Source organism: Streptomyces sp. TS71-3 (genome assembly GCF_018327685.1).
In the GTDB taxonomy this organism is placed as follows: domain Bacteria; phylum Actinomycetota; class Actinomycetes; order Streptomycetales; family Streptomycetaceae; genus Streptomyces.
Genome location: NZ_BNEL01000003.1, coordinates 1,611,584 through 1,635,016 on the forward strand (window position 1 = coordinate 1,611,584; position 23,433 = coordinate 1,635,016).

A 23,433-nucleotide genomic window follows, 5' to 3' on the forward strand; every position below is an offset into this window, starting at 1 on the left:
GGCGGAGGGTCGCCCTCGTGCTGGGCGTACGTGGGCGTGCCCGACAACGCGGCGAGGTGCGGTGCCAGGCGTTGCGGGCCCGGCGGGAATTGTCAGACAGGACCTAGGCGCCAGGCGCCAGGCCCCGCATACCAGCGCCCAGGGGCCGGTCTCCACGCGCCGGCCCGGTCCCCAGGGGCCGACCGCTTTCGGACCCCGCGTGCCTCCGGGCCCGCCGCCCTTCAGGTGGCGGGCCCGCCCGCCGCGTATGAAAGACCGGGCGCCGTGGGAGACGGAGGTGCATGGGCGCCCCCGGAACGGCTCGCCGGCGCGCGGGTGCGCCCCCCGACGGAGACGAAGGCGAGGCGACGCCCGCGCCGGGAGTCAGGGGCCTGGGAGGCGCATCCACGTGAACAGCGGTATCTTCCGGACGAAATCCGTCGAACAGTGCATCAAGGACACGGAAGAACCGGGGCGCGGGCTGCACAAGACCCTCTCCGCGCTCGATCTGACGGTCTTCGGGATCGGCGTCATCATCGGCACCGGCATCTTCGTGCTCACCGGCAAGGTCGCAAGGGAGAACGCCGGGCCCTCGACCGCGCTGGCCTTCGTGGTGGCCGGCGTGGTCTGCGCGCTGGCCGCGCTCTGCTACGCGGAGTTCGCGTCGACGGTGCCGGTGGCGGGCTCCGCGTACACGTTCGCGTACGCCTCCCTGGGCGAGTTCCCGGCCTGGGTGATCGGCTGGGACCTGGTGCTGGAGCTGGCGCTCGCGTGCGCCGTGGTCGCCGTCGGCTGGTCCGGCTACCTCCGCTCGCTGATGGACTCCGCGGGCATCCCCATGCCGGGGCTGCTCAGCGGGGCGAGCGGCGGCCACTTCGGGTTCGACGTGCTCGCGGCGGCCCTGGTGCTCCTCCTCACCGGCGTCCTGATCGCGGGGGTGAAGCTCTCCTCGCGGGTGACCGGGGTCATCGTCGCCGTCAAGGTGGCCGTGGTGCTGCTGGTCATCGCGGTGGGCACGTTCTTCGTCAGGAGCGCCAACTACCGGCCGTTCGTGCCGCCCGCCCGGGAGACCGGCGGCGGCTCGGGCCTCGGGGCGCCGCTCATCCGGCTCCTGTCGGGCTACGCGCCGGCCGCCTTCGGCGTCATGGGCGTCTTCACGGCCGCCGCCGTCGTCTTCTTCGCCTTCATCGGGTTCGACATCGTGGCGACCGCGGCCGAGGAGACCCGGAACCCGCAGCGCGACGTGCCCCGCGGCATCATCGGCTCGCTGGCCGTCTGCACGGTGCTGTACGTGGCGGTGTCGCTGGTCGTCACCGGCATGCAGAAGTACACCCGCCTCTCCGTCGACGCGCCCCTCGCGGACGCCTTCAAGGCCGTCCACCACCCGTTCTGGGCGGGTGTCATCAGCTTCGGCGCGGCCGTGGGGCTGACCTCGGTCTGCCTGATCCTGCTGCTCGGGCAGACCCGGGTGTTCTTCGCGATGAGCCGCGACGGGCTGCTGCCGCCCGCCTTCTCCCGCGTCCACCCGCGGTTCGGCACCCCCTACCGCACCACCGTGCTGCTCGGCCTGGTCGTGGCGGTGGTGGCCGGCTTCACCACGATCGACGTGCTGGCCGAGCTGGTGAACATCGGCACCCTCTTCGCCTTCGTGGTGGTCGCCCTCGGCGTGCTGGTGCTGCGCCGCAGGCGGCCCGACCTGCCGCGGGCGTTCCGCACCCCGCTGGTGCCGCTGGTGCCCGTGCTGTCCGTGCTCGCCTCGCTCTGGCTGATGCTCAATCTGACGGCGGAGACCTGGCTGCGGTTCGCGGTCTGGATGGCGGTGGGACTTCTCGTGTACGCCGTCTACGGCCGCTCGCACAGCAGGATGCGGCCCCTGCGGGCGGCACGCCAGGCCAAGGAGCCCCGGGGCTCGGCGTAGCGCTTCCCAGCGCCCTCGCACGGGCTTCGTAGGCACCATGGGGTCAGGAAGGTCGCCCCGGTGTCCGACAGGCCGTCACGCGGTCAGGAGGCGCCGCCCCCGTACACCGTCCGGGGACCGGCCACCCCGGCGCCATGGGCCTGCACCCGGCGGCGCAGCTCGCGGTCGGCGGTGACGACCAGCACGGGGCGGTCGCCGGCAGCACGGACCAGCTCGACGATCCGGTCGTCGCCGCTGCCGCCGGCCTCCTCCACCCGCACGTCCGGCACCGACGGCACGCCACGCGCGGCGCCCTCCACGACGAGCACCACCTCCGGCGGCCCCGGCAGCCCCTGGACGCCCTGCTCGGCCACCGGCACCAGGTGGTCCCGCAGCCGCTCCGCCGCCGCGCGCCGGTCCCGCCACCACCCGTCCGGTACCGAGCCCACCACGTTGGCGGCGTCGACGACGAGCAGGGGCTTCGGTGCCGTCATGGGCCACCTGCCCTTCCGGAAGGCGCCGGGACCCGGGGGCGGGGCCGCGGCGGAGGCTGAAGGATGTCGGCCGGCCCATCATGCGCGAGCCGGCGGGAGGCGTCCTGGCCCGCCACGGGCAGGCGTCTCGCCCGCCACGGGCAGGCGTCTCGCCCACCACGGGCGACGGGCCGTGCCGGTAGGACTCCGGCACGGCCCGTGCCGTGGGGGTGGGGAAATGGCCCGTTACGCGGGGACGCTCGCCGTACCCACGTCGAGGAAGCGCTTGCCGGCGACCCGCTCGCTGACGCCCGCACGGTCCAGGTACGGGGTGAGCCCGCCCAGGTGGAAGGGCCAGCCCGCGCCGGTGATCAGGCAGAGGTCGATGTCCTGGGCCTCGGCGACCACGCCCTCGTCGAGCATCAGGCGGATCTCCTCCGCCACCGCGTCCAGCACCCGGGCGAGGGTCTGCTCCTCGGTGAGCACGGTGTCGCCCTGCCGGAGCAGCGCCGCGACCTCCGGGTCCAGCTCCGGCTTGCCGCTGTCGTACGCGTAGAAGCCGCGCTTGCCGGCGTCCACCACGGCCTTCAGGTTGGGGGACACCGTGAAGCGGTCGGGGAACGCCCGGTGCAGCGTCTCCGAGACGTGCAGCCCGATCGCCGGGCCGACCAGCTCCAGCAGCACCAGCGGCGACATCGGCAGGCCCAGCGGCTCGACGGCGCGCTCGGCGACGTCCACCGGCGTGCCCTCGTCGATGACGTTCTGGATCTCGCCCATGAAGCGGGTCAGGATGCGGTTCACGACGAACGCCGGGGCGTCCTTCACCAGCACCGCCGTCTTGCGGAGCTTCTTGGCGACGTCGAACGCGGTGGCCAGCGTGGCGTCGTCGGTGTCCTCGCCGCGCACGATCTCCAGCAGCGGCAGGACGGCGACCGGGTTGAAGAAGTGGAAGCCGACCACCCGCTCCGGGTGCGCGAGCCCCTTGGCCATCTCCGAGACGGAGAGCGAGGAGGTGTTGGTGGCGAGTACGGCGTGCTCGGGCGCGACGGCCTCCACCTCGGCGAACACCTGCTGCTTGACGCTCATCTCCTCGAACACGGCCTCGATGACGAAGTCCGCGTCCGCGAAGCCCTCGGCCTTGTCCAGCACGCCGGTCACCAGGGCCTTGAGGCGGTTCGCCTTGTCCTGGTCGATCCGGCCCTTGCCGAGCAGCTTGTCGACCTCGGCGTGCACGTAGCCGACGCCCTTGTCGATCCGCTCCTGGTCGATGTCGGTGAGCACCACCGGCACCTGAAGGCGGCGCAGGAACAGCAGCGCGAGCTGGCTGGCCATCAGGCCCGCGCCGACCACGCCCACCTTGGTGACGGGCCGGGCCAGGCTCCTGTCCGGCGCGCCCGCGGGCCGCTTGGCGCGCTTCTGCACCAGGTTGAAGGCGTAGATGCCGCTGCGCAGCTCCCCGCTCATGCTCAGGTCGGCGAGCGCGCGGTCCTCGGCGTCGTAGCCCTGCTGGAGGTCGCCGTCCTTCACGGACGCGATGATGTCCAGCGCCCGGTACGCGGCCGGGGCCGCGCCGTGCACCTTGCCGTCCGCGACGGCGCGCCCCCACTCGACGGCCTGGTCCCAGGTCTCGCCGCGGTCCACCTCGGGGCGCGCGACCTCCAGCTCGCCGCTGAGCACGGCGGCCGTCCAGCGCAGCGACTGCTCCAGGAAGTCCTGGCTGTCGAAGATGGCGTCCGCGATGCCGAGTTCGTAGACCTCGGGGCCCTTGAGCTGCTTGTTCTGGTTGAGCGAGTTCTCGACGATCAGCTTGACCGCACGGTCGGCGCCGATCAGGTTCGGCAGCAGCGTGCAGCCGCCCCAGCCCGGCACCAGCCCGAGGAAGACCTCGGGGAACGAGAACGCCGGCAGCGCCTTGGAGACGGTGCGGTAGGTGCAGTGCAGGCCCACCTCGGCACCGCCGCCCATCGCCGCGCCGTTGTAGTACGCGAACGTCGGCACCGCGAGGTGCGCGAGGCGCTTGAAGACCTCGTGGCCGCCCTTGCCGACGGCCAGCGCGTCCTCGTGCCTGCGCAGCAGCTCCATGCCCTTGAGGTCGGCGCCGACGGCGAAGATGAACGGCTTGCCGGTGAGCCCCACGCCCACGACGGAACCCTCGGCGGCCTCCTTCTCGACCTGGTCGAGGGCCGCGTTCAGGTTCGCCAGCGACTGGGGTCCGAAGGTGGTGGGCTTGGTGTGGTCGAAGCCGTTGTCGAGGGTGATGAGGGCGAACCTGCCCACGCCGCCCGGCAGGTCCAGATGGCGGACGTGCGCCTGGGTGACCACCTCGTCGGGGAACAGCTCGGCCGCGCCCTTGAGCAGCTCGGCGGTGGTGGTGCTCACTTGGTGCCTCCGGCGGCGTCGGTGAAGTGCGGGTTCTCCCAGATGACCGTGGCGCCCATGCCGAAGCCGACGCACATGGTGGTGATGCCGTAGCGGACCCCCGGCTGCTCCTCGAACTGCCGGGCGAGCTGGGTCATCAGCCGCACGCCGGAGGACGCCAGCGGGTGGCCGTAGGCGATGGCGCCGCCGTACTGGTTGACCCGGGGATCGTCGTCGTCGATGCCGTAGTGGTCCAGGAGCGCGAGGACCTGTACGGCGAACGCCTCGTTGATCTCGAACAGGCCGATGTCCGAGATGCTCAGGCCGGCCTTGGCGAGCGCCTTCTCGGTCGCGGGGATCGGGCCGTAGCCCATCACCTCGGGCTCCACGCCCGCGAAGGCGTAGGAGACCAGCCGCATCTTCACCGGCAGGTCGTGCTCGCGGGCGAAGTCCTCGGCGGCGACGAGGGAGGCGGTGGCGCCGTCGTTCAGCCCGGCGCTGTTCCCGGCCGTGACACGGCCGTGCACCCGGAAGGGCGTCTTGAGGCCGGCGAGCTGCTCCAGCGTGGTTCCGGGCCGCATCGGCTCGTCGGCGGTGGCCAGGCCCCAGCCCGTCTCGCCGGCCTCCTCGTTCGTGCGGCGCACCGAGATCGGCACCAGGTCCTGCTGGATCAGGCCGTTGGCGTACGCCTTAGCGGCCTTCTCCTGCGAGCGCACGGCGTAGGCGTCGGCGCGCGCCTTGGTGAGGTGCGGGAAGCGGTCGTGCAGGTTCTCCGCCGTCATGCCCATGAACAGCGCGGACTCGTCGACGAGCTTCTCGCTGACGAACCGCGGGTTCGGGTCGACGGACTCGCCCATCGGGTGGCGCCCCATGTGCTCCACGCCGCCCGCGATGACGACGTCGTACGCGCCGAACGCGATGGACCCCGCCGTGGTGGTGACCGCGGTCAGCGCGCCCGCGCACATCCGGTCGATGGCGTAGCCCGGCACGGACTGCGGGAGCCCGGCGAGGATGCCCGCGGTGCGGCCGATGGTGAGGCCCTGGTCGCCGATCTGGGTGGTCGCCGCGATGGCCACGTCGTCGATCCGGGCGGGATCGAGGGACGGGTTGCGGCGCAGCAGCTCCCGGATGGCCTTCACCACGAGATCGTCGGCACGGGTCTCGTGGTAGATGCCCTTCGGGCCCGCCTTGCCGAACGGGGTGCGGACGCCGTCGACGAAGACGACGTCCCTGACGGTACGAGGCACGATGGCCCTCCTCAAGACGCGTGTACATGGCCGCGGACGCGCTTCGCGGCGCCCCCATGCTACTTGCCAGTAACCATACGGGGTAGGCCTGTCCCTCGGAGCGGTGAGGGTCACATACGGGGGGCGTGTCCCCCGTTCCCCCGTTCCCCGCCACCGGTCGATGTGGGGGCGCGCCTTGGCGGCGGGCGGGGAGCCTGTGGAACAGGCAGCGCCCCGGAAGGGACGCGGGGCTGTTCTTGATATGCGGCTCCGCCGCGTGGGCGCGACCAGCCACGACGACAGGGTCAGTTCGTCACCGTCCCGAGATGGCTGGTCCTGTCGTTGCCGGACCACCGGCCGGTGGGTGGTTGCTCGCGCAGTTCCCCGCGCCCCCTGGCGGTGGCCGCCGACGCGCGGCAGCGCTCCCCAGGGGTTGCCGTCGGCGAGTGGGCAGCGCTGGTGGTGGCCCTGGCGCGACGCGCCGGAACGAGACGGGTGCAGGGGGGCTGTCGGCTGAACCCGGCCGTAGGCCGGCCTGCCGTGGTCCGCCCCACAGGACCATCACGCGACCAGCGCGCTCACCAGCAACGGCGTCACCTGGTCGATCTGCCACTGCCGCGCCCCGTGCCCGGCGAGCGCCGCCGCCACCGTCTCCGCGGTCACCGCGGCGGGTGGCTCCCAGCACACTCTCCGTACGGTGTCCGGCGTGATCAGGTTCTCCTGGGGCATGCCGAGCCGCTCGGCGAGCGCGGACACCCCGGCGCGGGCGGCGGACAACCGGGCCGCCGCGGCCGGGTCCTTGTCCGCCCAGGCGCGCGGCGGCGGCGGGCCCGCGACCTGCTGGCCCGGACCGGGCAGCGCGGAGTCGGAGAGCGCGCGGGCCCGGTCCACGGCGCCCTGCCAGTTCTCCAGCTGCCGCCGCCCGACCCGGCCGAAGCCGGGCAGCTGGCCGAGCGCCGTGGCGTCGGCGGGCAGCGCGAGGGCAGCCTCGATGATCGCCGCGTCCCCGAGCACCTTGCCCGGCGAGATGTCCCGCCGCTGCGCGATGCGGTCCCGGGTCTGCCACAGCTCCCGTACCACCGCCATCTGGCGCCGTCGCCGCACCTTGTGCATCCCGGACGTGCGCCGCCAGGGGTCCTTGCGCGGCGGGGCCGGCGGGGCGGCGGCGATCGCCGCGAACTCCTGCCGGGCCCAGTCGAGCTTGCCCTGCCGGTCCAGCTCCTTCTCCAGGCTGTCGCGGAGGTCCACCAGCAGCTCGACGTCGAGCGCGGCATAGCGCAGCCACGGCTCGGGCAGCGGCCGCGTCGACCAGTCGACCGCGGAGTGGCCCTTCTCCAGGACGTAGCCGAGGACGTTCTCGACCATCGCGCCGAGGCCGACGCGCGGGTATCCGGCCAGCCGTCCCGCCAGCTCCGTGTCGAAGATCCGCTCCGGGACCATGCCTATCTCGCGCAGGCAGGGCAGGTCCTGGCTGGCCGCGTGCAGCACCCACTCCGTGTCGCCGATCGCCTCGCCGAGCGCGGTGAGGTCGGCGCAGGCCACGGGGTCGATCAGCGCGCTGCCCGCGCCGGCGCGGCGCAGCTGGACCAGGTAGGCGCGCTGGCCGTAGCGGTAGCCGGAAGCGCGCTCGGCGTCCACCGCGACGGGGCCCGTACCCGCGGCGAAGGCGGCGACCACCTCGCTGAGCGCGTCCGCGTCGGCGATCACCGGGGGGATGCCGTCCCGCGGCTCCAGCAGGGGGACGGGGTCCTCGGCCGCGACGCCTTCGTCCGGAACGCCGCTCGCCGAGGGTTCCTTCTCCGGGTCTGAGGCGGTGCGCAGGGGAATGTCTGCTGCGGTGTCTTCGGCGTCGGTCACCTGTCAAGGGTATCCGCGGATGCCGTACGCCCGCCGACGTAACGTTCCGTCGACGGGCGCGGCACCGCTCGTGCGGACGCTTCGCGGACCCCCGGGCCGATCGTGCGTGGCTCGAACCGGACGTCCGGTGGAGGCGGACCGAGCGGTGCGGACGACGGGCGAACCGGCTGAGGCGAGCGATCCGGTGCAGGTGAACGGGCTGGTTGGGGCGGACGAGCCGGACGATGCGGTGCGGGTGAACGGGCCCGGGCGGACGGACGGTCTGGTTCGGGTGAGCGCGCCGGCGCGTGGGGATCGGATCAGTGGATGATGCCGGTGCGCAGCGCGACCGCGACCATGCCGGCGCGGTCGCCGGTGCCGAGCTTGCGTGCGATCCGGGCGAGGTGGCTCTTGACGGTCAGTGCGGACAGGCCCATGGAGACGCCGATGGCCTTGTTCGACTGGCCCTCCGCCACCAGCCGCAGCACCTCCACCTCGCGGCCCGACAGCTCGCGGTACCCGCCCGGGTGGCTCGGGGCGCCCGGGGGGCGGCGGTGCATACGGGCCGCGGCGGCGCCGATCGGGGCGGCGCCCGGACGGATGGGCATCCCGACGTTGGTGCGGGTGCCGGTGACGACGTAGCCCTTCACACCGCCCGCGAGGGCGTTGCGCACGGCGCCGATGTCGTCGGCGGCGGACAGGGCGAGGCCGTTCGGCCAGCCCGCGGCGCGGGTCTCGGACAGCAGGGTCAGGCCGCTGCCGTCGGGCAGGTGGACGTCGGCGACACAGATGTCGCGGGGATTGGCGATACGGGGTCGTGCCTCCGCGACGGACGACGCCTCGATGACGTCGCGCACGCCGAGCGCCCACAGGTGGCGGGTGACCGTGGAGCGGACACGCGGGTCGGCCACGACCACCATGGCGGTCGGCTTGTTCGGGCGGTAGGCGACCAGGCTTGCGGGCTGCTCAAGAAGAACGGACACCAGGCCTCCTGGGGTGCGGGATGGGCCGGCTCGGGGATCAAACCGGAGGGAACCATGCTTTTTCAAGGTCACAGACGTCTTCGGCAGCCCACCCGTCCGCCTTTAGGGAATGATCACGATTTGGTGAGTAATAATTCGTCCGAATCGGACACGCGGTCGATCATTCAGAGAACGAATCGGGTCTGAATCAGCCCGAAGCTGCCCGTTTCTCGGTACGGGTGTGGCGATGGCAGATTCCGGCCATTTGTTGAGCCCGGCCGACGTTGAACGAGGAACGGGGGCCGGACGTCACCGTCGTCCACGGGACGGTGACACGTGCACACGGCGTGCACGAACACGGGCGCCCCGAACACGGGGCCTAAGCCCGGGTGCCGCGGCGCCGGGCACAGCGGTTCCGAGCAGGGCGGATCCGTGCGGGGAGACCCTCTGGCGCGGGCCGGCACCTGGTGCCGGCCCGCACTGCGTGCCGAATCGCAGGAGCGACCGCCCCCGCCCACCTGCCCGTTGAGCCGGAGGCCCGCACGCCGACGCACCGACCCGCCGGACCGGAGGCCCGCACGCCGTCGTACCGACCGCGCACCGGCCGCCCGCGCGAGGCGCTAACGCGGCCCAGGCCCGTGGCCCCGGCCGCCGGCCCTCCCTAGGACGGCCGCGGCCCCCTGCGCTGCGGCAGCGACACCACGGAGGGGTCCCCAGGGGCGGCCGGCGGCAGCCCGGCGACCTGGCAGAGCAGGTCGCACCAGGCGGCCAGGTGCGCCTCCGTGTCCGGGACCCCGCCCAGGCCCTCGCGCGGTGTCCAGGACGCGCGGATCTCGATCTGCGACGTCGCCGGACGCTCCGCAAGACCGCCGAAGTGGTGCGAGCTGGCCCGGGTGACCGTGCCGCTCGGCTCCCCGTACCCGAGGCCCCGGCTCTGCAGCGCCCCCGTCAGCCAGGTCCAGCACACCTCGGGCAGCAGCGGGTCGGCGGCCATCTCGGCCTCCAGCTCCGCACGGACCAGCGTGACGAGGCGGAACACCCCGTGCCAGCCCTCGTGCCCGTCCGGATCGTGCAGCAGCACCAGGCGCCCGTCCGCGAGGTCGTCGTCGCCGTCGACGACCGTGGCCTCCAGCGCGTACGCATGGGGGGCGAGCCGGCGCGGCGGGCGGACCGGCTCGATCTCCACGCCGGGTCGCAGCCGCGCGGTCAGCAACCCGTCGACGGCCCCGCGGAAGGCCGCGGGAACCGGGTCCGCCGCGTCCAGCGGTGCCTGCCCCGCTCCGCCCGTGCCGTTGTCCGTCCCGCTGGTTCCGTCGGCGCCGTCCGACAGTCGTCCCTGAGCCGCAGCCATGCGGGGAAGATTAAGGGGAAGCGGGCTCCGGCGCAGGGAGGGACACCCGGCGGCGCGCGGGCTGGCCGGATCGTGTCGTCCGCAGCGTGCGAGACTTTGCCCTGTGAGTGCCAACGACCTTCCCCACGCTGCCCGCTCCGGCGGCGCGTTCCCCGCCCACGGCGACGTCGAGGGCGACGTCGCGCCGGATGCCGGCGGCGTCAAGCCGGATGTCAAGGAGGGCCCCCGGGAATCCGCCTTCCTGAGGGCCTGCCGCCGCGAGCCGGTGCCGCACACGCCCGTGTGGTTCATGCGGCAGGCCGGGCGCTCGCTTCCGGAGTACCACAAGGTGCGCGAGGGCATTCCCATGCTGGAGGCCTGCACGATCCCGGAGATGGTCACCGAGATCACCCTCCAGCCGGTCCGGCGGCACCACGTGGACGCGGCGGTCTTCTACAGCGACATCGTCGTCCCCCTCAAGGCCATCGGCGTCGGCCTCGACATCAAGCCCGGCGTCGGGCCCGTGGTGGACGAGCCGATCCGCACCCGGGCCGACCTCGACCGGCTGCGCGCCCTCACCCCCGAGGACGTCCCCTACGTCGCCGAGGCCATCCGGCAGCTCACCGCCGAGCTGGGCGCCACCCCGCTCATCGGCTTCGCGGGCGCGCCGTTCACCCTGGCCAGCTACCTGGTGGAGGGCGGGCCCTCGCGCAACCACGAACGCACCAAGGCGCTCATGTACGGCGACCCGGGGCTCTGGGCCGAGCTGCTGGACCGGCTGGCCGTGATCACCGCCGCCTTCCTGAAGGTGCAGATCGAGGCGGGCGCCTCCGCGGTGCAGCTCTTCGACTCCTGGGCGGGCGCGCTTGCGCCGTCCGACTACCGCCGCAGCGTGCTGCCCGCCTCCGCCAAGGTGTTCTCCGCCGTCGCCGGGTACGGGGTGCCGCGCATCCACTTCGGCGTCGGCACCGGCGAGCTGCTGGGCCTGCTGGGGGAGGCCGGGGCGGACGTCGTGGGCGTCGACTGGCGCGTCCCCCTCGACGAGGCGGCCCGCAGGGTCGGCCCCGGCAAGGCGCTCCAGGGAAACCTCGACCCCGCGGTGCTCTTCGCCCCCGAGGAGGCCGTGCAGGCGAAGGCGGCCGAGGTCCTCGACGCCGCCCAGGGCCTCGGCGGGCACATCTTCAACCTCGGCCACGGCGTGCTGCCGGCCACCGACCCCGACGCCCTGACCCGGCTGGTGGAGTTCGTGCACGAGCGCACCAGGCGGTAGCTCGCCCGGCTCGCCGGGGCGTTCCGTTCGCGCCGTCCCCACCGTCCGCGTCGCCCGGACCGCGCTCCTGCACGGTCCGGACCGCGCTCACGCGCGCGTGCCGGCCTGCACCGCCCGGAACGCCTTCCGTGCCGCCACCAGCACCGGGTCCCACACGGGCGAGAAGGGCGGCGCGTAGCCCAGGTCGAGATTGACCATCTGCTCGACGGTGAGGCCCGCGGTCAGGGCGACCGCCGCCACGTCCACCCGCTTCGCCGCGCCCTCACGGCCGATGATCTGGACGCCGAGCAGCCGCCCGGTGCGGCGCTCGGCGATCATCTTCACCGTCATCTGGCCGGCACCCGGGTAGTAGCCGGCGCGGGACGTCGACTCGATGGTCGCCGTCACGTACTGGCGCCCGGCCGCCAGCGCGTCCTTCTCGCGCAGCCCCGTCCGGGCGACCTCCAGGTCGCAGACCTTGCTGACGGCGGTTCCGACGACCCCGGGGAACGTCGCGTAGCCACCGCCGATGTTGGTGCCGATGATCTGGCCCTGCTTGTTGGCGTGGGTGCCCAGCGCGACATGGCGCAAGCTGCCCGACACCAGGTCCAGGACCTCCACGCAGTCGCCGCCCGCCCAGATGTTCTCGTGCCCGCGCACCCGCATCGACAGGTCCGTCAGCAGCCCCCCGTGCTCGCCGAGCGGCAGCCCGGCCTCCCCGGCGAGGGCCGTCTCGGGCCGTACGCCGATGCCGAGGATCACCACGTCCGCCGGGTACTCGGCGTCGTCGGTGACCACCGCGCGGGCCCGGCCGTCCGCGCCGGTCAGGATGGCGGTGGCCGCGGTGCCGTTCACGACCGTGATGCCCATGCCGGTCATGGCGTCGTGCACCAGGCGCCCCATGTCCGGGTCCAGGGTCGACATCGGGGCCCTGCCCGCGTTGACGACGGTCACCTCGTAGCCGCGGTGCAGCATCGCCTCGGCCATCTCCAGGCCGATGTACCCGGCGCCCACCACCACCGCACGCCGGCCCCGCGCACCGCGCAGCGTGTCCAGCAGGGCCTTGCCGTCGTCCAGGGTCTGCACGCCGTGCACCCCGGGCGCGTCGATCCCGGGCAGCGGCGGGCGCAGCGGCCGGGCGCCGGTGGCGATGACCAGCCGGTCGTAGCCGGTCCACGCCTCGGCACCCGAGTCGAGGTCGCGGCTGCGCACCCGTCCGCCGGCCACGTCGACGTCGGTCACCTCCGTGCGCGTGCGGACGTCTATCCCGCGGGTGCGGTGCTCCTCCGGCGAGCGGGCGACGAGCCGGTCCATCTCGTCGACCGTGCCGCCGACCCAGTAGGGGATGCCGCAGGCGGAGAACGACGTGAACCCGCCCCTCTCGAAGGCGATGATCTCCATCTCGTCCGATGCCCGCATCCGGCGCGCCTGCGACGCGGCGGACATGCCCGCCGCGTCGCCGCCGATGACCACCAGACGCTCTCGCTGCTTGGGTGCGCTCATGTGGCACACGCTACGGCCTGGGACCGGCCGTCACGGTGCCGTGGCATGCCCGTCGCCCCCGCCCTGCTCGGAGCCGTTCCCGTCCCCGGGGGGCCGGGCGCCCGCGAGCTGCGGCCGCCAGGGCCCGAACAGCCGTGCGCGCCGCGGGCGGATCACCCTTGTCCACAGCAGGAGCAGCAACGCCAGCGGCACCGCGAACGGCAGGACCGCACCGACCACCACCGCCAGCCAGCGCAGCACGGTGAGCAGGCCGTGCCAGCCGCCTTCGAGGGCGTCCAGGAAGCCCGTGCCGCCGTGCGCGGGGGGCGCGGGCTGCTTCGCGGACGCGGTCGAGGAGAGGGAGAGCGTGACGGTGGCCAGGGAGGTGCGGTCCTTCAGCGCCGCCTGCCTGGCCAGCAGGGACTCCAGGTCGGCCTGGCGGGAGCTCAGCTCGCCCTCCGGCGAGACGATGTCGCTCAGGTCCGTGGCCTGGTCCATCAGCCCCCGCACCCTCGCCACGCTCGCCCGCTGCGAGGAGACGCGGCTGTCGACGTCCACCACCTCGTCCGTGACGTCCTCGGCCTCGACCGAGCGGGAGACGAGCGTGCCGGTGCCCGAGAGCGCCGCGAGCACCTCGTCGTAGTGCTCCTGCGGCACCCGCAGCACCAGGCGGGAGCGCTCACGCCCGTGCGTGTCGCGGTCGGTCGACTCGGAACCGACGTACCCGCCCGCGCCGGTGACCGACGCACGGGCCTCGTCGACGGCCTTCGGGACGTCCTTGACGCGGACGGTGAGCGAGGCGGTGCGGACGATGTGGACACCGGAGAGCGAGGGCGTTCCCTTGTCGGAGCCGCGCTTGGCGCCGGCGGCGGGGGTCCCCTGGGAACCGTCGCCGCCGGCGCCAAGCGCGGCTCCGGCGGCGCCGCCCGCGCCCTCCGTCCCGGTCGCGGGACCCGCGGGCGCGCCGTCAGGGCCCGCGGCCGGTGCCTTGCCGTCGGCCTTCTGCTGGGTGCCCGGCCGCGCCGCCGCGCTGTCGGAGCCGCTGTCCCTGGACGCTCCGCAGCCGGCGACGGCCAGCGAGGATGCGAGCAGCAGGGCGGCGAGCGCCCTCACGGCCGGGCCCGGGCCGGACGCACGGTGACGCGCGGGTGCCGTGTCGGATGAGTGGGACGTGTACATGGCTGGATGACCCCCCGAGGGCTCGTGGTGACGGACGCTCCTACGACGCCCGGAGCCGGTGGCGCGATGTCGACGGACGGCCACGATGCGGTCACGGTCGGGACTCGGGGCAGGGGGCGGAGCGTCCGAGGGAGGCGGATCGCGGTGGGGGTCTCGCGTCCGGTCGCTGTGGGGGCGGGGGGCTCGGGAGGTTGCGGGGGGTTCGCGGTGGGTGGTGGCGGTGTGCTTGAAGGGGGGCGGGTGGTGCATTGCCTGAGGGGAGCCGGGTGATGACGGTGTGCTCGGTGGGGCCGGCCGGCGGCAGGGGCCCTCCCGGCGGAAGCGGAATGGGGGATACCCACAGGCCCGGACGGGCTGACGGGGTGGTCTGAGAGAGTGGGGGCATGGGTGGAGCAGACGGCTCAGCGGGGCTGGGCGTGGAGACGGCGGCGGGCTTCGGCGGTCGCCGTGTCGTGGTGATCGGAGGCGGCATCGCCGGTCTTGCGGCGGCGCACCGCCTGCTGGTCGGGGGCGCGTCGGTGACGCTGCTGGAGGCCTCGCCGAGGCTGGGCGGCAAGCTGCTCGTCGGCGAGCTGGCGGGCGTCCGGGTGGACCTGGGAGCGGAGTCGATGCTCGCGAGGCGGCCCGAAGCGGTCGCGCTGGCCAGGGAGGCCGGCCTCGGCGACCGGCTCCAGCCGCCCGCCACGGCCACCGCCGCGCTCTGGACCCGCGGCGCGCTGCGGCCGATGCCCAAGGGCCACGTGATGGGCGTTCCCGCGGACGCCGCGGCCCTCGCGGGCGTGCTCTCCGAGGAGGGGCTGCGCCGCATCGAGGAGGACCGCCGCCTGCCCCGCACGGAGGTCGGCGACGACGTCGCCGTGGGGGAGTACGTCGCGAAGCGGCTCGGCCGGGAGGTAGTCGACCGCCTGGTGGAGCCCCTCCTCGGCGGTGTCTACGCGGGAGACGCCTACCGCATCTCGATGCGCGCCGCCGTCCCCCAGCTCTTCGAGGCCGCCCGCACCCACACGTCGCTCACGGAGGGCGTGCGCGAGATCCAGAGCCGTGCGGCAGGGCGGCAGCAGCCGGGCCCGGTCTTCATGGGCATCGAGGGCGGCGTGGGCAGCCTGCCGGGGGCGGTCGCGGACGCGATCCGGGCACGTGGGGGCGAGATCCTGACGGACTCGCCGGTCACCGCCCTGCGCAGGGTGCCCTCCGGCGAGGCGGAGGCGGGGCAGCCCCGGGGCCGGTGGCGGATCAGCGTCGGCGGGCTCTCGGGAGGGACCGCTCCGGGCGCTTCCGCCCGCACCCTCGACGCCGACGCGGTCGTCCTCGCCCTTCCGGCCCCCGCAGCCGCCCGCCTGCTGGAGTCCGAGTCCCCGGCGGCGGCCGCGGAGCTGAGCGGCATCGAGTACGCGTCGATGGCCCTGGTGACGCTCGCCTATCGGCGCCGGGAGGCCGAGCTGCCCGCCGGCAGCGGCTTCCTGGTGCCGCCGGTCGACGGGCGCACCATCAAGGCGTCCACGTTCTCCGGCCAGAAGTGGTCGTGGGCCGCCGAGGAGGACCCCGGACTGCTGGTGCTGCGCACCTCGGTGGGCCGGCACGGCGAGGAGGAGGTCCTCCAGCGCCCGGACGCCGACCTGGTGGCCGCCTCGCGCGGCGACCTGGCGGAGGCGACGGGCCTCGCCGCCACCCCCGTCGCGTCCGCCGTCACCCGCTGGCACGAGGGCCTGCCGCAGTACCCGGTGGGCCACCAGGCGCGCGTCTCCCGTATCCGCGACCACGTGGCGAAGCTCCCGGGCCTCGCGGTGTGCGGCGCGGCCTACGACGGCGTCGGGATACCCGCCTGCATCGCCTCCGCCCAGGCCGCCGTGGCCCACCTCGCGGGTGACTGGGTCGGCATGGCCGAGCTCACCCGGAACCCGGTGCAGAGCCTGCACGGCGGAGCGGGAGAATAGCCCCATGAGTGATGCCGCCCCAGAAGCCCGGGACTCCCAGGCCCCCGAGCGGGTCCCGAACGCCGGCAAGAAGGCCAAGGACCTGAACGACACCATCCGCTACACCCTGTGGTCCGTCTTCCGGCTCCGCGAGGCGCTGCCCGAGGACCGCGCGGCGCACATCGCCGAGGCCGAGGAGCTGTTCGACCAGCTCGCCGCCAAGGACGTCACCATCCGAGGCACCTACGACCTCTCGGCGCTGCGGGCCGACGCCGACCTCATGATCTGGTGGCACGCGGAGACCTCCGAGCAGCTCCAGGAGGCGTACAACCTCTTCCGCCGCACCCGCCTGGGCCGCGCCATGGAACCCGTCTGGTCGAACATGGCCCTGCACCGCCCCGCCGAGTTCAACCGCTCGCACATCCCGGCGTTCCTCGCGGACGAGTCGCCCCGCGCCTACGTCAGCGTCTACCCGTTCGTTCGCTCCTACGAGTGGTACCTGCTGCCCGACGACGAGCGGCGCACCCTGCTCGCCGAGCACGGCAAGATGGCCCGCGGCTTCCCGGACGTGCGCGCCAACACGGTCGCCTCGTTCTCGCTCGGCGACTACGAGTGGATCCTCGCCTTCGAGGCCGACGAGCTGCACCGCATCGTCGACCTGATGCGCCACCTGCGCGGCTCCGAGGCCCGCAGGCACGTACGCGAGGAGATCCCGTTCTACACGGGCCGCCGCAAGCCCATCGCCGACCTGGTGGCCGGGCTCGCCTGACGTCCGCTGAGGCCCGGCCGGGGGTGTTGCCCGCGGCCGGAGCCCCGGGTGTCACACCCGTTGCAGCGCCACCCGGGCAGCCCGCACCAGCCGGGCGACCGGGCGGCTGGACGGCGGCTCGGGGCCCGATCGCTCCAGCCACCAGGCCGTCAGCCGCCGCCGGGCCCCGCCGGCCCCGGAGTCCTTGGGGAGCCCGGCGCGGAGCAGGTGCTCGGCGAAGTCGAGCGCGTCCCGGCGGTAGCCGCCGGTGAGCGGCCGGGCGTCGGCGTACGCGAGGAAGGCGGCACGGTAGCCGTCGCCCAGGATCTCCGGGAGCTCGGGCGCGACCTTCGCCACGACGTCCGCGCGCTTGCGGGCCAGCGCACGGCTCTGCACGGCGAGCCGGGCCCGGTCGAAGCCCTCCGGCGCGGGCGTCCGCGCCACCAGCGAGGAGAGCAGCGCGGCCTGCGCGAGGGCGAGGCGCTGACGCGCGGGGTCGGGGGCGGTTGGGATGGCCCCGGTACCTCGGGTGTCAGGGGGCTTCGGGCCGCCCGGTGAGGTGGCGGACGGTGCCGGGGCGGGTGCCGGTGTGCCGGGCGCCGTCGCGGCGGCGGGAGCCGCGGCCCTGCCGGCCGCCGAAGCCCCCACCGCCGCGCCCCCCGTGACGGCCGCTTCCCCCGGTGCGGCCGTTCCCCCCACGGTGGTCCTCTTGGTCTCGTGCCGGCCGCCGCGTGCCGCCGCGACCGTCTCGCGGATCTCGCGGAGTTCGCCCTCGAGCTCGGCCGGGGCCGGGAAGTTCTCGTCCCGCTCCAGGAGGACGCCCGGCGGGGTGGTCCGCGCGGCCAGCTCGGCGAGGACGTCGAGCACCGGGCGGGTGACGGGGTGCGCGTGGCTGTCGTGCCAGACGCCGTCCCGCTCGTAGCCGCCCGCCACGTGCACGTACGCGATGGCCTCCACGGGCAGCTCGTCCAGCGCCTTCGCGGGGTCCTCACCGCGGTTCACGTGGTTGGTGTGCAGATTGGCCACGTCGATCAGCAGCCGCACGCCGGTCCGGTCCACCAGCTCGTACAGGAACTGGCCCTCCGTCAGCTCCTCGTCCGGCCAGGAGAACAGCGCCGCGATGTTCTCCACCGCGAGCGGCACCGGCAGCGCGTCCTGGGCGATCCTGACGTTCTCGCAGAGCACGTCCAGGGCGTCGCGGGTCCGGGGCACCGGCAGCAGGTGGCCCGCCTCAAGACGCGGCGAAGCGGTCCGCTCGCCACCCGCCCGGACGAAGGCGATGTGCTCGGTGACCAGCGGTGATCCAAGGGCCTCCGCGCGTTCCGCGAGGTCGGCGAGCCGCCCGGGCTCCGGCCGTTCGGCGCCGCCGAGGCCGAGGGCGACGCCGTGCGGGACCACGGTCACCCCGCGCTCGCGCAGCCGGAGCAGGGAGTCGGGGAGGTGGCCGGGGCAGACGTTCTCCGCGACGGCCTCCACCCAGTCGATGCCGGGCATGCGCTCCACCGCCTCGGCGATCTCCGGACGCCAGCCGATCCCGGTTCCCAGTCGCTCCATGTCCCCTCCCCCTCCTGTTCCTCTCCGACGTTCAGGCCGCTCCGGCCGTTCAAGGCCGTTCCGGATGGTGCCGGCCGGCCGCGGCCATTTCCGGCAACCGCCGGACGGTGTCCGGCGTCCCTCCGCTGCGTGCTGCGTGCTGCGTGCTGCGTGCTGCGTGCTGCGTGCTGCGTGCTGCGTGCTGCCTGCCCGCTCGCCGTCTGCCGGCCCTCGGACCGTGCGGCCGGGCCGCGCCACGTCCCCCTGCGGCGCCGTTCCCCGAGCCCCCCGTTCCCGGGGAGCGCCGCCGCCGCGGCGCGCCCGGCCCTTCTGCGCCGTGTCGTTGTCATGACCAGGGTGGGGTGTCCCGAATCGTCCGGGCCCCGTCTTCAGAGGAACATTTGAGCTTTACGTCGCGAGGCGGCGGTCCGGTGCGGTCACTATCGGGCGGGCGGCGGTCCGGCACGGTCGCCACGGGTGACGGTGGATCGGCGGCCGGGGGCCATCCCGCGTGGGTCCCTGCCGGAGCCGCGTCCGTCCCCGGCGGAGCGGTTGCCGCAGGCAGGCATGGACTGTGGATACTCGCGGCATGAGGACGCTGTATCTGATCGCCTGCGCTGCCGAGCCCGCCCAGTACGTCGACGAGGGGGTGCGGCAGGCGCAGTCCGCGGGGTGGGACGTGTGCGTGGTCCTGACGCCGTCGGCCGCCCGCTGGTGGCAGCCGCGGATGACGGAACTGGTGGAGCTGACGGGGCATCCGGTGCGCTCGCAGTACAAGCTGCCGTGGGAGCCGGACGTGCTTCCGAAGGCCGACGCGATGGTGGTGGCACCGCTGAGCTGCACCAGCCTCAACAAGTGGGGCAACGGCATCGCCGACACCCTGGCCCTGGGGCTCGCCTCGGAGGCCGTGAACCTGGGCGTCCCGGTCGCTGCGGTGCCCTACTTCAACGAGGCGCAGGCCGCGCAGCCGGCGGTGCGTCGCAGCGTCGAGGCCCTGCGTGCGCAGGGCGTGCGCTACCTCGACGGTTCCGAGCGCCCCGGAGGCGCCGGGAGCGCGGGTGCCGGCGAGCCGCCTGCGGGCGGCATGGCGTTCCCCTGGCACCTGGCGCTGGCCGCGGTGGACGGCGACAGGGGGTGACGGCGGCGTGGGCTGACGAGGCCGCGAGCTGGGGGCCGGCGGGCCGACGAGGACGCAATGGCCGGGTCCCGCACGGCAACCCGTCCCGGCAGAGGGCCGTCCGAGGGGCAGGACAGCGGGATGACCCGGTACCAGGGCGCTGGGCGGCGCATGAGGAAGGCCGTCCCCGCCCTCCGCACCGTCGAGGCCGCCGGCGGGCCGCGTGCTGAACCGCCACCTCCGCCAGGAGGCGCTGAGGAACCATCACGCGCACCACCCGGACGGATACCGCCTCACGGCCTGATCTCCGCAGTCGCCGAGGGTGATCCGTACCCGGAGCGGACCGGGCCCAGCCCGGGGTTCGGAAGAACCGAACCCCCCTTTCGGGGGAGCCCGCCATTGTGGCTCTGAGCTGCGAGTTCGTAGCGTCGATGGCATGAAAAACGTGCTTGAGCTGGAGGGGGTCAGCCGGTGCTACGGCCGCGGCGGGCGTGCGGTGCACGCCTTGTGCGAGGTGGACGTCCAGGTGCCGGAACACTCGCTCACGGCTGTGATGGGCCCGTCCGGCTCGGGGAAGTCGACGTTTCTGCAGTGCGCCGCAGGGCTGGACCGGCCGACCTCCGGTGTGGTGCGCCTCGGCGGTCGAGTGATCAACGAGATGCGGGAGCGGAGCCTGGCCCGGCTGCGGCGGGCGGACATCGGGTTCGTCTTCCAATCCTTCAATCTGCTGCCCGCGCTCACCGTGCAGCAGAACGTGGTGTTGCCGCTCCGGCTGGACGGGCGGCGCATCGATCCGGGGCGCGCACGCGAGCTGCTGGCACGGGTCGGCCTGGACGGACGCGAGGACGCCCGTCCCGGCCGGCTCTCGGGCGGGCAGCAGCAGCGGGTGGCCATCGCCCGGGCCCTGATCACCGAGCCCGAGGTGGTCTTCGCCGACGAGCCGACCGGGTCCCTCGACCAGGAGACGGGCGCCGAGATCCTGAACCTCTTGCGTGAGGCGGTTGACCAGCAGGGGGCGACTGTCGTGCTGGTCACGCACGACCCTGCGGTGGCTGCCCGGGCGGACCGGGTGCTAAGGCTTGCCCATGGGCGGCTGGCCCAGGACAGCGTGGCTGAAAGTCTCACCGCCGGCAGCGTCGCGCGCGCCGCCGCGGCAGTGAGGGGGCAGGTGCGATGAGCGTTCTGCGTCCCACCGGTCTGGCCACCGCGGCCGTCCGCTCCCGCCCGTCCGCTCTGGCGGGTACCTATGCGGCGCTTGTGCTCACCGCGACAGTGCTCGTCGCGAGCGTCGCGATGACGGTCTCGGCGTCGTCCGCCCCACCTGGGGCCGATCCGGCCGCCCGCGCGCAACTCGCCGATCTCTCCGACATGGGAATCGCCTTCAGCCAGATGATGGCCTATCTGTCCATCCTCGTGATCGGCCAGGTGATGGCGCTGGCGGTGGCCCAACGCCGGCGGGAGGGCGCGCTGCTGCGCGCGATCGGCGCCGAGCCCCGGCAGATCCGCCGGATGGTCGCCGTCGAGGCGCTCGCCGCCGCGCTCGCCGCCCTGCCCGTCGGATACGGGCTGGGGGCGCTGCTCGGCCGCTTCTGGCTGTACGGCCTGGCCGCGCACGGCATGGCCCCGGCCGGTGTCTCCTTCCACGCCGGGTGGCAGTCGCTTCTCACCGCGGGCGGGATGCTGCTGGTCTGCTCACAGCTCGGTGGTCGGATCGCGGGATGGCGGGCGTCCCGTACCCGGCCGTCGGCGGCGCTCGCCGAGTCCTCCGTCCAGGGCGGTGAACGGGCGGGCGCAGTAAGGGGGATGGCGTCCCTGGTCGCCCTGGCCGGTGCGGCCGCGCTGACCGTGGTCGCGGGCGGGGGGTCGGCCGAGAACGCGGGCGAGGTGATCCCGCTGGTGGTGCTCGCCTACCTGGTCGCGATCGGCCTCGCCGGGCCGTGGATCGGGCGGTGCACGATCGCGCTGTGCACCCCCCTGCTACGCGCGTTCGGTGGGGCGCCCGGGGAGCTGGCGGTGGCCGGTACCCGGGCGAGGGCGCGCCGGCTGTCCGCGGCGATCACCCCGGTCGCGCTGGTCACGGCGTTCGGGGTGGCCAAGTTGCCCTCGTTCACCGGGTCCGGGGCCGGGGAGGACTGGGGCGAGGTCTTCGGCACGCTGCTCTACGTCGGTTTCGCCGGACTGGTCGCCGCCAACACCCTGGTGATGCTGTCCCTGGAGCGGCTGTACGAGTTCTCGCTGCTGCGCGCGGTCGGCGCGGAGCCGTTGCAGATCGTCAGGACGGTCGCGACCGAATGCGCGATCATCACGGTGGCCGGGGTCGGCGCGGGGGTGGCCGCGGGCTGCGCGGTGCTGCTGCCGCTCGGCGCCCGCACCGGAACCCCGCTGAGCGTGGTGCCGGGGTGGGCCTGGCTCGCGGTTGCGCTGGGTGGGGCGGTGCTCGTCGGTGTCTCCTCAGGTGCGCCACTCCTTCGGATGCTGAGAGTGCGACCGATGGACGGCCTGACGCGTCACAGCAATTGACGGCCCGTGAGGGGAGCGGTCGGTGATGATGGGAACCGCATCGAAGCGGCGTGCCACGCCGAGGGAGATTCCCATGGACCACCCACCCCACCGGCAACCCCCTGGCCACCCCCCGCCCGCCGAGCCCACCTCCGGCACTCCCGCCGAGGGGGATCACGGTCCCGGCACGGGGCGAGGCTTCGAAGCCGGAGGTGGGGCGGTGCCGGACCGCTGGGCGCAGCGGTGCCGGCGGCTGAGGCACTTGACGCGGGGCATGCTCCGCGCGGTTCTCGGTTCGCCGGGGGAGGCCGCGTACGGGTTGCTCGCACCGCTGCCCGGGTTCTTCTGCGGGTCTGCGTTGCTTCTGATACTCGCCTCGGGCCTGTTCGCGTCGGTCGTCCTGGTCGGCCCGGTGTTGCTGGTCGGCGTGCCGCTCGCGGCGCGCGGCACCGGTGCCATGCACCGCGCGCTGCTCGGCGGGCTGCTGGGCGAGAGGATCCAGCCGCCGCCCCACCGGCCCCGGTCGCCCCAAGGGCTGCTCGAACGCGCCCGCGCCGCGCTGACCGATGCCGACGGCTGGCGCTCCGCCGCCTTCACGATCGCCTTCATGCCGGTCGGGGCGCTACTGGTGCTGGTATTCACGATGGTTCGCCTGTACGGACTGCTCGCGCTGAGCTATCCGATCTGGTGGCGGCTGGTCACGTCGGACGGTGGACACCGCGGTCTGGGACTCGGCATCGGAGGCGTCCACCTCGACAACTGGGTGGCCGCACTGCTGACCTGCCCGGCTGGTCTCCTGCCGATGGCGCTCTCCACCTGGTGCACCCGAGGACTGCTCAACCTGGCCGTCCGGCCGATGGCCCGCGCACTGCTCGGGCCCGGCCGGCTCGACGCCCGCGTCCACGTTCTGGAGGACACCCGCGCGCTCGCCGTGCAGGACTCCGCCGCCACCCTCCGGCGGATCGAGCGCGACCTGCACGACGGCGCCCAGGCGCGGATGATCGCGGTGGCGATGACGCTCGCCCGGGCACGCGAGCGGCTGGCCCGGCTCCCCGGTGCGGAGCCCGAACTCGTCTCCGGGCGCGAGCTGGTGGACACGGCGCTGGCCGAGTCCAGGACCGCGATCGGCGAACTGCGAGAGCTCATCCGCGGTATCCATCCGCCGGCCCTCGACGACGGTCTTGACGTGGCACTGGAGACCCTGGCCGCCCGGGCCGGGATCCCGGCCCGGACGGAGACGGATCTGCCGGTACGGCCGCCGGAGGCCATCGAGTCGATCGCCTACTTCTGCGCGGCCGAGCTGCTCGCCAATGCCACGCGGCACTCCGGAGCCACAGCCGTCCGGATCGGGGCGCACATCGATGCCGCGCACGCCGGAGGCGTACTCCGGCTGACCGTCCGGGACGACGGACACGGCGGCGCGCACCTGCGCCGGCAGGGTGCGGCACGGGGCGCCGGCGGAACCGGGCTCCACGGCCTCGCAGAGCGGGTCAGTACGGTGGACGGACGCCTGTCGATCGTCAGCCCCGACGGTGGCCCCACCGCCATCACCGTCGAACTGCCGTTTCGCCGCCGGGAGTTGGACGCGGAGTCGGACGCCATGACGGAGGCCCGGTGAGTCTCGCAGCCAGGGGGGACTCCGTGCCTCACAC

17 protein-coding genes are annotated in these 23,433 nt (G+C 74.1%); 8 read left to right on the top strand and 9 right to left on the bottom strand.

What is annotated here, in order from left to right; translation table 11 throughout:
- The first annotated feature begins 388 nt into the window (after nucleotides 1–388).
- Nucleotides 389–1,897 carry an amino acid permease gene (locus Sm713_RS31150; protein ID WP_212913312.1) on the top strand — a complete coding sequence of 503 codons (1,509 nt, stop codon included), beginning with the start codon at nucleotides 389–391 and terminating at the stop codon, nucleotides 1,895–1,897.
- Between the two features lie 83 nt (nucleotides 1,898–1,980).
- Here Sm713_RS31150 and Sm713_RS31155 read toward each other — a convergent pair whose 3' ends face one another.
- From Sm713_RS31155 to Sm713_RS31180, 6 genes are all read right to left on the bottom strand, one after another.
- On the bottom strand, nucleotides 1,981–2,370 hold the full coding sequence (locus Sm713_RS31155; RefSeq protein WP_212913313.1) for an NTP pyrophosphohydrolase: 390 nt from the start codon (nucleotides 2,368–2,370) through the stop codon (nucleotides 1,981–1,983).
- A gap of 225 nt (nucleotides 2,371–2,595) precedes the next feature.
- The gene (locus Sm713_RS31160; RefSeq protein WP_212913314.1) at nucleotides 2,596–4,728 is read right to left on the bottom strand and encodes a 3-hydroxyacyl-CoA dehydrogenase NAD-binding domain-containing protein; all 2,133 of its coding nucleotides are present in this window, start codon (nucleotides 4,726–4,728) and stop codon (nucleotides 2,596–2,598) included.
- The gene (locus Sm713_RS31165; protein WP_212913315.1) at nucleotides 4,725–5,954 is read right to left on the bottom strand and encodes an acetyl-CoA C-acyltransferase; all 1,230 of its coding nucleotides are present in this window, start codon (nucleotides 5,952–5,954) and stop codon (nucleotides 4,725–4,727) included. Before Sm713_RS31165 ends, Sm713_RS31160 begins: the two co-directional genes overlap by 4 nt.
- Before the next feature lie 540 nt (nucleotides 5,955–6,494).
- Complete coding sequence (locus Sm713_RS31170; RefSeq protein ID WP_212913316.1) at nucleotides 6,495–7,790, bottom strand: ribonuclease D; 1,296 nt, start codon at nucleotides 7,788–7,790, stop codon at nucleotides 6,495–6,497.
- A gap of 299 nt (nucleotides 7,791–8,089) precedes the next feature.
- A complete protein-coding gene (locus Sm713_RS31175) occupies nucleotides 8,090–8,752 on the bottom strand; it encodes a response regulator transcription factor (protein WP_212913317.1) in 663 nt (220 codons plus the stop codon).
- Between the two features lie 640 nt (nucleotides 8,753–9,392).
- Complete coding sequence (locus Sm713_RS31180; RefSeq protein WP_212913318.1) at nucleotides 9,393–10,082, bottom strand: DUF3000 domain-containing protein; 690 nt, start codon at nucleotides 10,080–10,082, stop codon at nucleotides 9,393–9,395.
- Nucleotides 10,083–10,323: 241 nt separating this feature from the next.
- Between Sm713_RS31180 and hemE the strand changes: the two genes are divergently transcribed.
- A complete protein-coding gene (gene hemE, locus Sm713_RS31185) occupies nucleotides 10,324–11,331 on the top strand; it encodes a uroporphyrinogen decarboxylase (RefSeq protein ID WP_249417064.1) in 1,008 nt (335 codons plus the stop codon).
- Nucleotides 11,332–11,418: 87 nt separating this feature from the next.
- On the opposite strand, the gene Sm713_RS31190 is transcribed toward hemE, so the two are convergent.
- Nucleotides 11,419–12,813, bottom strand: a complete 1,395-nt coding sequence (locus Sm713_RS31190; RefSeq protein ID WP_212913320.1) for an FAD-dependent oxidoreductase — start codon at nucleotides 12,811–12,813, stop codon at nucleotides 11,419–11,421.
- Between the two features lie 30 nt (nucleotides 12,814–12,843).
- A complete protein-coding gene (locus tag Sm713_RS31195; protein ID WP_212913321.1) occupies nucleotides 12,844–13,971 on the bottom strand; it encodes a DUF4349 domain-containing protein in 1,128 nt (375 codons plus the stop codon).
- A 383-nt stretch (nucleotides 13,972–14,354) separates the two neighbouring features.
- Here Sm713_RS31195 and hemG point away from each other — a divergent pair, with 383 nt between their 5' ends.
- The gene (hemG, locus tag Sm713_RS31200; RefSeq protein ID WP_212913322.1) at nucleotides 14,355–15,905 is read left to right on the top strand and encodes a protoporphyrinogen oxidase; all 1,551 of its coding nucleotides are present in this window, start codon (nucleotides 14,355–14,357) and stop codon (nucleotides 15,903–15,905) included.
- Nucleotides 15,906–15,909: 4 nt separating this feature from the next.
- Nucleotides 15,910–16,653, top strand: coding sequence for a hydrogen peroxide-dependent heme synthase (gene hemQ, locus Sm713_RS31205; RefSeq protein ID WP_212913323.1), 744 nt, complete (start codon nucleotides 15,910–15,912; stop codon nucleotides 16,651–16,653).
- Nucleotides 16,654–16,704: 51 nt separating this feature from the next.
- Here the strand turns inward: hemQ and Sm713_RS31210 are convergent, their stop codons facing one another.
- Complete coding sequence (locus Sm713_RS31210) at nucleotides 16,705–18,186, bottom strand: DUF692 domain-containing protein (RefSeq protein WP_212913324.1); 1,482 nt, start codon at nucleotides 18,184–18,186, stop codon at nucleotides 16,705–16,707.
- A gap of 568 nt (nucleotides 18,187–18,754) precedes the next feature.
- Here Sm713_RS31210 and Sm713_RS31215 point away from each other — a divergent pair.
- The 4 genes from Sm713_RS31215 (at nucleotide 18,755) to Sm713_RS31230 (ending at nucleotide 23,399) form a co-directional block, all read left to right on the top strand.
- A complete protein-coding gene (locus Sm713_RS31215; protein WP_212913325.1) occupies nucleotides 18,755–19,303 on the top strand; it encodes a flavoprotein in 549 nt (182 codons plus the stop codon).
- A 415-nt stretch (nucleotides 19,304–19,718) separates the two neighbouring features.
- On the top strand, nucleotides 19,719–20,459 hold the full coding sequence (locus Sm713_RS31220; RefSeq protein ID WP_212913326.1) for an ABC transporter ATP-binding protein: 741 nt from the start codon (nucleotides 19,719–19,721) through the stop codon (nucleotides 20,457–20,459).
- Complete coding sequence (locus Sm713_RS31225; protein WP_212913327.1) at nucleotides 20,456–21,802, top strand: ABC transporter permease; 1,347 nt, start codon at nucleotides 20,456–20,458, stop codon at nucleotides 21,800–21,802. Before Sm713_RS31220 ends, Sm713_RS31225 begins: the two co-directional genes overlap by 4 nt.
- Before the next feature lie 253 nt (nucleotides 21,803–22,055).
- Nucleotides 22,056–23,399: a sensor domain-containing protein gene (locus Sm713_RS31230; RefSeq protein ID WP_212913328.1), complete on the top strand. Its 1,344-nt coding sequence runs from the start codon at nucleotides 22,056–22,058 to the stop codon at nucleotides 23,397–23,399.
- Nucleotides 23,400–23,433: the final 34 nt, after the last annotated feature.

What these genes read in the sequence shown, in the direction of transcription:
- Sm713_RS31195 (WP_212913321.1), bottom strand. Translation starts at nt 13,971, where the DNA reads ATGTACACGTCCCACTCATCCGACACGGCACCCGCGCGTCACCGTGCG.
- Sm713_RS31230 (WP_212913328.1), top strand. Translation starts at nt 22,056, where the DNA reads ATGCTCCGCGCGGTTCTCGGTTCGCCGGGGGAGGCCGCGTACGGGTTG.
- Sm713_RS31155 (WP_212913313.1), bottom strand. Translation starts at nt 2,370, where the DNA reads ATGACGGCACCGAAGCCCCTGCTCGTCGTCGACGCCGCCAACGTGGTG.
- Sm713_RS31190 (WP_212913320.1), bottom strand. Translation starts at nt 12,813, where the DNA reads ATGAGCGCACCCAAGCAGCGAGAGCGTCTGGTGGTCATCGGCGGCGAC.
- hemQ (WP_212913323.1), top strand. Translation starts at nt 15,910, where the DNA reads ATGAGTGATGCCGCCCCAGAAGCCCGGGACTCCCAGGCCCCCGAGCGG.
- Sm713_RS31180 (WP_212913318.1), bottom strand. Translation starts at nt 10,082, where the DNA reads ATGGCTGCGGCTCAGGGACGACTGTCGGACGGCGCCGACGGAACCAGC.
- Sm713_RS31215 (WP_212913325.1), top strand. Translation starts at nt 18,755, where the DNA reads ATGAGGACGCTGTATCTGATCGCCTGCGCTGCCGAGCCCGCCCAGTAC.
- Sm713_RS31220 (WP_212913326.1), top strand. Translation starts at nt 19,719, where the DNA reads ATGAAAAACGTGCTTGAGCTGGAGGGGGTCAGCCGGTGCTACGGCCGC.
- hemG (WP_212913322.1), top strand. Translation starts at nt 14,355, where the DNA reads ATGGGTGGAGCAGACGGCTCAGCGGGGCTGGGCGTGGAGACGGCGGCG.
- Sm713_RS31225 (WP_212913327.1), top strand. Translation starts at nt 20,456, where the DNA reads ATGAGCGTTCTGCGTCCCACCGGTCTGGCCACCGCGGCCGTCCGCTCC.
- Sm713_RS31210 (WP_212913324.1), bottom strand. Translation starts at nt 18,186, where the DNA reads ATGGAGCGACTGGGAACCGGGATCGGCTGGCGTCCGGAGATCGCCGAG.